The following is an 11,706-nucleotide window of genomic DNA, read 5'->3' on the forward strand; positions in this document are numbered from 1 at the left end:
CGCCCATGAAACGTCTGGCCCGATTTGTCCTTGCCGGCGGCGTCGGATTCGTTGTCGATGCCGGTGTTCTTGCCTTGCTTCTTTCATTTACGTCGCTTGGCCCCCTGACCGCACGGATCGGGTCGATTGGGATGGCTCTCATCTCCACATGGCTGTTCAACCGTCATCTGACATTCGGGCCAAGTAGCCGCAATATGGTCGTAGAGGGTGCTCGTTACGGTGGCGTCGGCATCGCCACAGCAGCCGTGAATTATCTTGTCTATGCGATAATTCTCTTTGCCTTTCCCGCCACCCCGCCACTTGGCGCGCTTGTCGGCGCATCGCTGGTTGCCATGGCATTCTCGTTTCTTGGTTATTCGCGTCTCGTTTTCGACCGCTAGAGCGGCGTGCATCCAGTTATATCCACAAATTGTGCATTTCCATAAGAACGTAAATTGAGCAGGTCTGGCCCTTATGCCCGCACTGAAAGCACTGTTAAATCAGTTGGTTGGTAATCTGCACTCTGGGGATGGGGTTCTGTGAAATTCACAAACAGGCACGAGCGCGCGAACCCAACCAACTGCCGAAATATCTGTTTTGGTCGCCAAGATGCCCAGTTGAGCTGCAGTCACAACGTTGGTCGAAACACCCAGCTTATATAAAGAGTTGAGAGATATTTGGCGCAGCGACGTCTATAATTGGCTATTATAAATAGCCAATTGATTGCAGGTCCATATACGGCTTTGGTTGCGATCCTAGAAGTTCAACCAATCTATCAAGCCCGGATGCGATATCCGGCAGCGAATGCGCCGCTCCAAGGCACAACCTGATGGCATGTGGTGCGTGGTCTCGTTTTACGGAGAACGCGTCGGCCGTTATCACACGAACGCCATCGCGCAATGCAGACGCAGAGAAAGAATCCATGCGCCACGGCTCCGGTAATTGCAGCCACAGATGATAACAGGCAATTGAGGTGCGGTGGGTATAAGAGCCAAGTATCTGATACGCTAAATCCTGACGCTCGCGCGCCTGTTGGCGATGCCAGGAGATCATCTTGTCGGCATAGCCGTTAACGATCCAATTGGTTACGATCGCAGCCATGAAGGGTGCCGACATCCAATTGCTCATCGTCACAATTTCCTGAACCGAGCGACATAATTTCGGTGGCACGGCCAAGAAACCTATGCGTAGGCCAGGTGCCATACTCTTCGAAGCGCTGGTGAGATAGATCGTCCGCTCTGGAATTATTGCGGCAAAAGGTGCGGGCCTTTCTTCGGCCAAAAACCCATAGACGTCGTCTTCGATGATGTAGAGCCCGTAATGATCGGCTATTTGTGCAATCTCGTGCATCCTGGCTTCAGACATCGTAATCGTTGTCGGATTTTGTAGTACAGGCATGCAATACAGCGCTTTAGGCTTCCTTGTTTCGCATAACTCGCGCAGCGCAGCGGGGTCGATCCCCTCCTTATCCATTGGCAGAGCGCAAAGGTTGATGCCCAGTTGGTGCGCGATTGCTCTCACCCCCGGATAAGTAAGCCCTTCAGTGGCAATCGACTCGCCATGACTGGCGAGCGCCATTATTGCCAGCATCAGTCCGTGCTGGCCACCATTGCAGATTATGACATTGTCGGGATGAGTGCATACGCCGATGCGGCCAAGCCATTGGGCCGCGATTGCACGGTGCGAGAACATGCCGGCACTTGGCTGGTAGGTCAGCAGTGAATCCAATGAGTTTGAACGCGCCAAATCCTTGAGAGTCGATTTGAGAATTTCCTCGGCCTCGCCGATCGCTGACAGATTGAGTCCGAGGTCAATTACTTCCGGCTGCGGCTTTTCCGATACAGTGAGACGGGTTATTTTATCGCGATCATTACCGAAATCATTGACAAACGTCCCGCGTCCAACCTCGCCGACGACAAGGCCGCGCTCGGCCGCTTCGGTGTAAGCCCGTGCAATCGTACCAACCGTTACAGCGAGCCTAAAGGCGAGGTCGCGATGCGGCGGCAGCCTTTCGCTAGGGAGCAGCCGCCCTTCGGCAATGTCACTGGCCATCGCATCGCAAATGGCAAGGTAAATTGGCCCCGCGCCCTTCTTCAGTTCCGGCGTCCACATCTCTGCTCTCGTTTCTTTGACACAATGTCAATAATCGAATTGACACTATTGACCCCAAATCCTACCTTCAACAGCCGTTGAGCACAAGAGGCGTGGGTAACTTGAATTTATTTGATTGAAGTGATTAGGGTAAAATAAGATAGGTATTATACTGATATACGCACTAAACGTAATAGTATTTCCTTCGCTTTGGAGAGAGTATACTTTGACGTGGAATTTGCGTTGATCGAAGCCAATCATTGTTTAGCTGATTTCTGAGAGGCCAAGCCTCACCTGTTCTGGCTTGGAATCCGGCGAGAGCAAGTCGTATATGACATCTCAGCACTTTGGCGCGAATTTCCGGATTGTGACTTTCACAACCAATTCAGCGGTGCATCGGGATGGGCAAGAGTACGACCGCTGACGAATTCGAGGGCACGCACCTCAGACATCATAATCATTGTTGGGTTGTGGGAAACCAGAATGCAATAGAGCACGCTGGGTTTCTTCAATTTACAAAGTTCATGCAACGCTTCTAATATAAGAACCTTGTGGTCCGTGGGCAGGAGACCAAGGTCTTATACCGAGTTGAGGGGCAACGGCTTTGGTGCCCCGATAATTCAGTATTTCTCTAGCCACAACGTCGCTGGACTTAGACGGAGCCATCATTCTCAGAAGAATTCCGTGCTGGCTGCTGTTGCCGCGGTGTCGGAGTCTATGCGAACGGCAACCGTCCTATTTTGACACCGTGTCAATGATATCATTGACTAGAAGACATCATCGCTTCAGTCTGAATATTGCCCGATATTGACCCGCAATCAAGAAGGCAATCAAGAAAAATGACACCGTCATACCGGGTAACCAATTCAGTCCAGTAAGCGACAGGATAAAAATCAGGGAGGATTATCATGATGTTTTATTCCGCAACTCGAAGAAAAATCCTAACGAGCATCGTCTCCGGCCTCGCCGCAACGACGATGTTTATCGGCACTGCGGCAGCCCAAAACGAAACACTCGAACTTGGCGCGCTAGGCGTGATGAGCGGGCCGTTTGCAGGATGGGGCGGCGTCATGTGCCAAACCTTCAAAACGCGTGCCCGTATGTGGAATGAAGCCGGCGGAGTTAAGATCGGTGAGAAGACCTATGATATCAATGTTGTGTGCGTCGACGATCGTGCGGACCCCAAAAGCGCCCAGACAGGGGCGGAAAAGCTGATCGCGCAGGGTATCAAGTACATTCAAGGGCCCAACACGGATACAACCGCCGAATCGGCCAAAGTGGTAATGGAAGCCAATGGCACCATCAATATGCCATATGCCTTTTCGCGCGCGCTCTACACGCCTCCAGCATCGCAATCTATCCTGGGTATGGTTGCATCCTATCAAGTTGGGCCTGTCATTTATAAATGGCTGATGGACAACAAAGGCGTCAAAAATATCGCATTTGTCGCCGAAAATAATTCGGACCCTATTAACCAGCGCGACCAGGGCGTCATTGGCGCGAAGGCGCTCGGATTGAACGTGGTTTCGGGTTCCGAAACCTATGAGTCGGGAACGACCGACTTCTTCCCGGTTCTGACAAAGGTGTTGTCATCCAACCCTGACCACATCGTTTTGTCGGGAGTGTCACCTTCCGATGTTGGTCCGTTGATCAAGGCGGCGCGCGAGCTTGGATTTGCCGGCACGATGAGCACCGAAACCGGGCAGGACCCGGCGGCGATCGCTCAGGTCGCTGGAGCAGCATCAAACGGATTTATCGCTGCTGGCGGGGCCAGCACGGAAGAAATTCGAAGCGAATTCATGGAGCAATTCATAGCGGAATATTCCAAAGACTGGGGTGAGTGGAACGACGTCGCCGGTCTTTATGTCTATGGCCCTGAAATTATGGTCCAAACGCTTCAGGCAGCCGGCCCGGATGCGCTTTCCGACACCGAGGTGTTCAAGTCGGTGCTGGACAAATTTGAAGGCAGCAATCCGTTCCTGAAAGATGGCGGTGTCTTGCATTATGTCGGCAATGCTGACTTCGGTCAGGCTCGTCAGGTTTCCGTACCGATCGTTGTGCAGGAAATTCAGGACGGCGCTTACCAGCCGCTCTTTGTCGGATCGCTCCCTGACTGACCAAGCGGCTTAGCCGGGCGTCATTGTGGCGCTCGGCGCACCTATTCACCATTCCTTGGAAGGCGAGCTTGAAGGCATTCGGAAATCGAGTGGCCAATCAGGCGGCCGGAATTCTGGAGAACGGATCGTATGGAGCAGGTAATCGTCAACGGCTTCGTCGTCGGTACGACTTACGCCCTGATCGCGCTAGGCATTACGATTATTTTCAGCATCATGAATGTTGTCAATTTCGCGCATGGTCAGCTCTATATGATCGGCGGATTCGTTGTCTACTACTCCACTGTAGTGTTTGGGCTGCCCTTCTGGGTCGGTTTGATTTTCTCGTTTGTGATCGTGGGTGCAATCGGGGTGCTCATGGAACTCCTTCTTTTGCGCCGGTAATGCGAAAGGTAAAGCGCGATGAAGTCACCATGCTGCTGGCGATGGGGACTGCGGTTTTCCTGGAAAGTGTCGCGCTGATCATCTTCGGTGAAAAGCAGCGCGGAATTCCCTCGATTGCCACCGGGGTTCAAAGGATAGGCGAAGCCTATCTGCCCAATTCGCGCATTATCGTGATGATCATTGCAGCAATGCTGATCGCCGGACTGATGCTCTTTATTTCCAAGACCCGCCCCGGGCGCGCCCTTCGTGCATTGGCCCAGGACCGCGAAGCAACCGCTTTGCAAGGCGTGAATCTGAAATGGATATCGGCGCTTGGTTTTGGCTTGGGAACTGGTCTTGCGGGATTGTCTGGCGGATTGTTGGTAGCACTCTTTGCCATACATTCCGGCGCAGGCACGGCAATCTCGATCAAGGCATTTATCATGATCATGATCGGCGGCGCAGGGGTGTTGTCTGGAGCTATCCTCGGCGGATTTGTGCTGGGTTTCATGGAGGCAATTGCCTTCGCGCTCCTGCCGGGCTCGGTCACGTTCCTCGTTATTTTCGCCCTCGTGATTCTTTTCCTGATCCTTCGCCCGCATGGCATCATGGGCAAACCTTGGGGCTAAATCACAATGTCGTTTCAGAAAAATCCCACTGACGAAAATCAGCTCATGACAGTTCACGCCAATGCGGCAGTGAAGCACCGGAATTTTGGAATAGCTGTAGCGTGCATCGTGGCCATCTATTTCTTTATTGCGCCCTTTGTGATCGTAGACATGGGCTATGTCACGAACGTGTTGACGACAATGGCCGCCATGAGTTTCATCAGCATGGGGGTTTGGCTGACCTTTGTAATCGGTCGCATCAATCTTGCGCAGGCCGGCTTTGCCTTGATCGGTTCCTACACGACCGGAATCTTGATGTCCAAAATGGGCCTGTCTTTCTGGCTCTGCCTGCCTTTGTCGGGCCTTGTTGCAGCCGGCTTCGGATTTATCATCGGTTGGCCTGTGTTGCGGCTCAAAGGCGTCTATTTCGCGATGATTACACTGAGCCTGACTGAGGCTGCTCGCCTGACCGCGCTCAGCTTTCCGGCACTGACCAATGGGCCGCGCGGCATCGTCGACCTGCCACTCCCGGGAGATTTGGCCATTTTTGGCGTAACGCTCATCTCTGGATTTGAGGTGGGAGATCGCATGTCGTTTTATTATCTGAGCGGTGTGCTCATGACACTCGGCCTCGTGCTTCTGTGGCTCGTTGACACCAGCCGCGTCGGCACCGTCTTTCATTCCTTACGCCAAAACGAGGACCTTGCCGCAAGTCTTGGCATCAATGTCGCAAAGTACCGGGTCGTGGCTTTCATGATCGCCTGTTTCTATGGCGGTGTAGGAGGGTCATTCTTCACTGCATTGCAGAGGAATGTATATCCGCAATCATTTCAGGTAATAGATAGCGTTTACTTTATGATATATTGTTTTGTCGGCGGCCTGGAATTTGTGGTCGGCCCCTTGATTGGCACAATTGTTCTATCGACGATGTTTGAAATATTTGGGGAATTTCAGCGTTACCAGACGGTTCTATTTTCAGGAATCATGATTCTGGGAATTCTTTTCATGCCCAACGGTATCGTCAGTGTGGTTGCCCGGGCTTTTACCAGACCCGATCGTGAGATTAAGGGAACGTGATGCTCAAGGTCTCTCATCTCACAAAAAAGTTTGGCGGCCTGACGGCAGTGAACGACCTTTCCTTCGATCTGGCTGAAGGAGAAATCCTGTCAATCATCGGGCCAAATGGCGCTGGCAAGAGCACTTGTTTCAAGCTGATTTCGTCTTTCCTGAAACCCACCTCGGGGAAAGTCGAGTTCATGGGGCGCGATATCACTGGGATTGGCGTACACAATGTTGTCGCCCAAAACATCGTGCGTACTTTTCAGGAAACCACGATCTTCAAAGATATGACGGTGCGAGATGCAGTTGTTCTGGGGCATCAGAAAGATTGCAAATCGTCGATACTGGGTATGATTTTTCGCTTTCCGACTGCCTTGCGCGACAACGGTGAGGCGCACGAACATGCCATGGAAGTTCTTGACCTGCTGGGCATGAGCCATGTTGCCGATACGAAGGCTGCTGGTCTGCCACAGGGCATGCTGCGTAACCTGGGAATCGCAATCGCTCTAGCGGCGAAACCCAAGTTGATCCTGCTTGATGAACCTTTTGCCGGCCTCAATTCCGACGAAACCAAAGCCGGAGTTCGGTTGGTTCGCAAGATACGTGACAATGGCATCACACCGATCCTGGTGGAGCACGACATGTCCGCGGTCATGTCGGTCAGCGACCGAATCGTCGTGGTGAATTTTGGCGGCAAGATCGCCGAAGGCACGCCAGCCGAAATCCAGCAAAATGAAAAGGTGATTGAAGCCTATCTGGGCTCCGAAGATGAGGAGTTGGGGCTTTGAGCTATTTTTCTGTGACCGATCTCGTCGTGAAATATGGCCAGGTGAACGCGGTAAGCGGCATCAGCATCAATGCCGAAAAGGGTCAGATCATCTCATTGATCGGGGCCAATGGTGCCGGCAAGTCATCAACGTTGCGGGCCATTACGGGGCTGGAACGCCCGCTTGGCGGAAGCGTGGTTTTCGACGGCGAGGACATTACGGGATTGGGGACGGATCGTGTCGTGGCACGCGGTGTGTCCATGGTTCCCGAAGGTCGACGCATTTTCCCGTATATGTCAGTGCGCGACAATCTTCTCATGGGTGCCTATCGACACCGGAACCGGCGAGACGTTGCACGCGATCTCGAAAGTGTGTTGGACAGATTTCCACGGTTGCGCGAACGTTCCAGCCAATCCGGTGGCAGCCTGTCTGGTGGAGAGCAGCAAATGGTCGCCATCGGTCGCGCCCTGATGAACCGCCCGCGACTGCTTTTGCTGGACGAACCCTCGTTAGGGATCGCCCCCATTATTGTGCGCGACATCGCCAAGTTCATTGCCACGGTGAACCGTGAAGAGGGTGTCAGCATCATTCTCGTCGAACAAAACTCGCGCATGGCACTCAAATTGTCGAGCTATGCCTATGTCCTTGAAAACGGGCACATCGCTCTGGAAGGCGTGTCAGACGAACTGGCGAGCAATGATGATGTGCGCAAGGCCTATCTGGGAGGATAATGTATCGTGAAGATCAATATTATTAATCCGACCACAACGCAGGCTTTCGCCAAGGAGAATTTGCAGACTGCCCAGCGTTTTGCCGCTCCGGGGACTACCATTATTTCCACGACAGTAGCCAGCGGCCCGACGTCGATCGAAAGCCATTATGACGAGGCATCTGCAACGATCGGCATCCTCGAGGAGATAGCAAAGGGCGAAAAGGCAGGCCACGACGCCTATGTAATCGCCTGCTTCGGTGACCCCGGATATCTGGCCGCGCGTGAAGTTGCGAAAGGTCCGGTCATTGGCATTGCGGAAGCCTCATTTCACATTGCGAGCATGATTTCGACCAGATTTTCCGTCGTCACCACATTGGCTCGAACCAAGATCATTGCGCAGCACCTCCTTCAGATCCACGGGTTCGAACATCAATGCGCGCGGGTGCGCGCAACTGATCTCGAAGTATTGGAACTTGAAGGGTCTGGGCCTGAAATCTTTTCAAGCATTGTCGATGAATGCCGCCGTGCAATTGCCGAGGACGAGGCTTCCGCCATCGTATTGGGGTGCGCTGGCATGGCAAATCTGGCGGATCACATTCAGCAGGCAATCGGCATTCCCGTCATCGAAGGCGTGACCGCAGGCGTGAAATTGGCCGAGGCCATTGTCGGGATGGGATTGGGCACCAGCAAGCTGGGAGATCTGGCTTACCCGTTAGCCAAAAAGCATTCTGGCACGGTCGCGCATTTGACTGTGACGAAAGACTGAAATCAGCACCTGAAGGACCAATTCTTGGGAGACCGCATATGAGTTACGCCAGAGACATGATCGGGTATGCCAACAATCCGCCGCAAGCCGATTGGCCAAAAGGTGCCAAGCTCGCATTACAGATTATTGTTGCCTACGAAGAAGGATCTGAAAATTGCATCCTGCACGGGGACGTCGGGTCCGAGAATTTCATATCGGACATCATCGGCGTGCCCTCTCTTCCCGGTGTTCGCAACATGAACATGGAATCTCTGTACGAATACGGCACCCGCGTTGGGTTCTGGCGTATTTTCAATGAATTCAAGGCCCGTGGAATCTACACGACTGTTCTGGCGAACGGCTTGGCATTGGAAAACAATCCGGGCTACGGCCGGATCATGCATGAACTGGGTCATGAAATCGCCAGCCACGGCTGGAAGTGGATCGATCACCAGTACATGGGTAAGGAAACCGAACGCGCGCATCTGCAATTGGCCATCAAGGCCATAGAAGATGAGACGGGGGTGCGCCCGGTCGGTTGGTACACCGGACGAAACAGCCCCAATACACTTGATCTGGTCGTGGAAGAAGGAGGCTTCCTCTATGACTCGGATACCTATGCCGACGATCTACCATATTGGGTCGAGGTCAATGGCAAAAGCCATTTGCGCATACCTTACACTCTCGAAGCCAATGATATGCGCTTCGTGGCTGCTGCGGGTTTCAACAGCGGCGATCAGTATTTCACCTATCTCAAGGACACTTTCGACGTTCTGTATCGCGAGAGTGATCAAACACCACGGATGATGTCGACGGGGTTGCATCTTCGGATAGGCGGCCGTCCCGGACGATGGGCGGCGTTCCTGCGGTTTCTCGATTATGTCCAGAGCCACGAGGCCGTCTGGATATGCCGACGCGATGAAATCGCCCGTCACTGGCACCAAAAGCACCCTGTTTGAGATGGAAAATGGCGGAGCCAAAGTCATGGGGAAATATGCATGAGCTATCTCGATGAACCGCAGGCAGGGCAGCGCATCTACAACCGATGTGAAGAATGGGCGCGGATCAGCGCGCCAGGACCAGGCGTTACCCGGCTTTATCTATCTACAGAGCATCGGCAAGCGGCCGAGGTTCTGATGGGTTGGATGACAGAATCGGGAATGGAAGCGCGGATAGACGAAGTCGGCAATGTCGTCGGGCGTTATCATGCCGATACTGGCGCCGGTCCTTATCTCATCATGGGTTCGCATCAGGATAGCGTGATCACCGGCGGAAAATACGACGGGCCGCTCGGCCTCCTGACCGCTCTTGACTGCGTGGCTGTATTGAACGGCGAAGGCAAGCGCCTGCCTTTTGGCATAGAGGTTGTGGCTTTTGGTGACGAGGAAGGGTCGCGATTTCGCACAACACTGGCTGGCAGCAGGGGAATTATCGGTGATTTCGGACCTGACCTGTTGAAAGCCAGTGACCCCGAGGGGGTATTTCTTTCCGACGCGCTTATTGAATTTGGCCTTGATCCTGCATTGGTCGGAAATGCCGCTCATCCAGCGGACGATGTTCTGGGATATGTCGAAGTTCATATCGAACAGGGTCCCGTACTCGAGGCTGAAAACCTTTCCGTGGGAGTCGTGACGGGTATAAGTGCGCAGCGGCGGGCCTGGCTCAATTTTCACAGCGAACCGAACCACGCCGGAACTGTCCCGATGCAGTTGCGCCATGATGCCATGGTTTGCGCGGCGGAAGCGATCCTGATTATCGAAGAAGCGGCAATGAGCCATTCGGACACGGTGGCAACAGTCGGCTCGGTCGAGACCAAGCCCGGCTTGGCCAATGTAATATGCGGTCAGGTAACGGTTTCGCTCGACCTGCGTTCGCATTCAGTTGAAGTCTTGAACCGGGTTTACGAGACCCTCAAGAGCAAGATCAATGAAGTGGCGCACCGACGGGGTGTGCAGGTGAAATATGATGTCCTGCTCGACCTCGCCGCCTGTCCATGTTCGGAGGCATTCGTGCGTCAGTTAGAAGACGCTGTCATCGCCACCGGATCACGCGCAATCAGAATGCCTAGCGGGGCTGGGCATGATGGTATGGCAATGAGCAAACTCACCGACATCGGCATGTTGTTTGTGCGCTGCAAAGACGGTGTGAGCCATAATCCAGCCGAAAGCGTCGAGGTGGTGGATGTAGATGCGGGGGCGGCGGTCCTGCTTCAGTTCGTTCGAAATTTCCGTCCAGTTTCCCAAAGGTAAGACAAATGAAACAGCATCTGGGTGAATCCCGCTCCTCATTCAAATCGAACTATGCATTCGTTAGCCCCGACAGCCACGAGGCAACAACCTTGCCTAACTGGCAAAAAAGTACACTTGCTGTGGTCATTGCGCCGCAGGTAGGATCCAAGTTTACCGAGTTTTTCGCCCAGATGGATGATGGAGCGGTCGCAACCGAATCTCCTATTGGTCTCCAACGTTTTTTTATGGTCCTCGAGGGTGAAGTCACCCTGTCTGCCAATGGCACAACCCATGAAATGGGCGTCGAAGGCTATGCGATCATACCCGCTGGCATGGCCCACAGAATCGAGGCGCGCGGCCCTGCGCGGCTGATAGTGCTTGAGCGCCCGTATCTGCCACTGAAAGGATATGAACGTCCTGGCGTCCATGTGTCCAATGTGTCCGACCACAAACAGATCATCATGAAAGGTGACGATCGGCTTTTGTTGCAGAAGCTGGCACCGGAAACACCAAGTTATGATTTTGAAATCAATGTAATGGAATACAAACCAGGCATGGGGCTCCCGTTCGTCGAAACGCATTATATGGAACACGGCATTCTTTTGATGAATGGTGGGGGGATATTCAGGCTAGGCGATAACTGGCACCCTTCCGAGCAAGGTGACGTGATCTGGATGGGACCTTACTGCCCGCAATGGTTCGGCGCGATCGGCCGCGATAATGTTCGTTATCTGATCTACAAGGATTACAATCGCGACCCGCTTTCACCCGGTACGTATTAAAAGAGGATCTCGCTAAGATGACAGTGCGCGTTTGAATATTACCGCAGTTCGCGATCAGGGATCGCAGTTGCAATGCCTTCCGGCACGTCTAGCGTTTTGTCGGTTTCGCCGCTTGCATCACGAAACCATGAAGTGTCCGGATTTTCGTCGCGGCCTGCAACATAGTCACCTGTAAAGATCATGGGACGAACCATGGCGCATTGCGCAAAATATTAACCCTGCGCGAACAGGCTCTATCATGTTGATTTTACGGTATAA

Annotated in this window: 13 protein-coding genes; 11 read left to right on the forward strand and 2 right to left on the reverse strand. The window is 53.3% G+C overall.

Annotation, left to right across the window (positions count from 1 at the left end):
- Positions 1-5 precede the first annotated feature (5 nt).
- Entirely contained in the window at positions 6-380 is a 375-nt protein-coding gene (locus AC0L7S_RS06235) for a GtrA family protein (protein ID WP_473473556.1), read from the forward strand.
- A gap of 304 nt (positions 381-684) precedes the next feature.
- On the opposite strand, the gene ehuR is transcribed toward AC0L7S_RS06235, so the two are convergent.
- Positions 685-2,091, reverse strand: coding sequence for a MocR-like ectoine utilization transcription factor EhuR (gene ehuR, locus AC0L7S_RS06240; RefSeq protein ID WP_473473557.1), 1,407 nt, complete (start codon positions 2,089-2,091; stop codon positions 685-687).
- Positions 2,092-2,978: 887 nt separating this feature from the next.
- Here ehuR and AC0L7S_RS06245 point away from each other — a divergent pair.
- From AC0L7S_RS06245 to allE, 10 genes are all read left to right on the forward strand, one after another.
- The gene (locus tag AC0L7S_RS06245; protein WP_473473558.1) at positions 2,979-4,187 is read left to right on the forward strand and encodes an ABC transporter substrate-binding protein; all 1,209 of its coding nucleotides are present in this window, start codon (positions 2,979-2,981) and stop codon (positions 4,185-4,187) included.
- A 129-nt stretch (positions 4,188-4,316) separates the two neighbouring features.
- The gene (locus AC0L7S_RS06250) at positions 4,317-4,568 is read left to right on the forward strand and encodes an ABC transporter permease subunit (protein WP_473473559.1); all 252 of its coding nucleotides are present in this window, start codon (positions 4,317-4,319) and stop codon (positions 4,566-4,568) included.
- Positions 4,568-5,176, forward strand: coding sequence for a branched-chain amino acid ABC transporter permease (locus AC0L7S_RS06255; RefSeq protein WP_473473560.1), 609 nt, complete (start codon positions 4,568-4,570; stop codon positions 5,174-5,176). The genes AC0L7S_RS06250 and AC0L7S_RS06255 overlap by 1 nt, the downstream gene beginning before the upstream one ends.
- A gap of 108 nt (positions 5,177-5,284) precedes the next feature.
- Positions 5,285-6,232 carry a branched-chain amino acid ABC transporter permease gene (locus AC0L7S_RS06260; RefSeq protein WP_473473561.1) on the forward strand — a complete coding sequence of 316 codons (948 nt, stop codon included), beginning with the start codon at positions 5,285-5,287 and terminating at the stop codon, positions 6,230-6,232.
- The gene (locus AC0L7S_RS06265; protein ID WP_473473562.1) at positions 6,232-7,002 is read left to right on the forward strand and encodes an ABC transporter ATP-binding protein; all 771 of its coding nucleotides are present in this window, start codon (positions 6,232-6,234) and stop codon (positions 7,000-7,002) included. The genes AC0L7S_RS06260 and AC0L7S_RS06265 overlap by 1 nt, the downstream gene beginning before the upstream one ends.
- A complete protein-coding gene (locus tag AC0L7S_RS06270; RefSeq protein ID WP_473473563.1) occupies positions 6,999-7,712 on the forward strand; it encodes an ABC transporter ATP-binding protein in 714 nt (237 codons plus the stop codon). The genes AC0L7S_RS06265 and AC0L7S_RS06270 overlap by 4 nt, the downstream gene beginning before the upstream one ends.
- Before the next feature lie 6 nt (positions 7,713-7,718).
- Positions 7,719-8,459, forward strand: a complete 741-nt coding sequence (locus AC0L7S_RS06275; protein ID WP_473473564.1) for an aspartate/glutamate racemase family protein — start codon at positions 7,719-7,721, stop codon at positions 8,457-8,459.
- A 38-nt stretch (positions 8,460-8,497) separates the two neighbouring features.
- Positions 8,498-9,397, forward strand: coding sequence for an allantoinase PuuE (gene puuE, locus AC0L7S_RS06280; protein ID WP_473473565.1), 900 nt, complete (start codon positions 8,498-8,500; stop codon positions 9,395-9,397).
- 39 nt (positions 9,398-9,436) lie between these two features.
- Positions 9,437-10,687: an allantoate amidohydrolase gene (locus tag AC0L7S_RS06285; protein WP_473473566.1), complete on the forward strand. Its 1,251-nt coding sequence runs from the start codon at positions 9,437-9,439 to the stop codon at positions 10,685-10,687.
- 5 nt (positions 10,688-10,692) lie between these two features.
- Positions 10,693-11,448 carry a (S)-ureidoglycine aminohydrolase gene (gene allE / locus AC0L7S_RS06290; protein WP_473473567.1) on the forward strand — a complete coding sequence of 252 codons (756 nt, stop codon included), beginning with the start codon at positions 10,693-10,695 and terminating at the stop codon, positions 11,446-11,448.
- 38 nt (positions 11,449-11,486) lie between these two features.
- Here the strand turns inward: allE and AC0L7S_RS06295 are convergent, their stop codons facing one another.
- Positions 11,487-11,630 (reverse strand): hypothetical protein, encoded by a 144-nt coding sequence (locus tag AC0L7S_RS06295; protein ID WP_473473568.1) that lies wholly within the window; start codon positions 11,628-11,630, stop codon positions 11,487-11,489.
- Positions 11,631-11,706 lie beyond the last annotated feature (76 nt).

This window comes from Mesorhizobium sp. G2-6-1, from assembly GCF_055809095.1.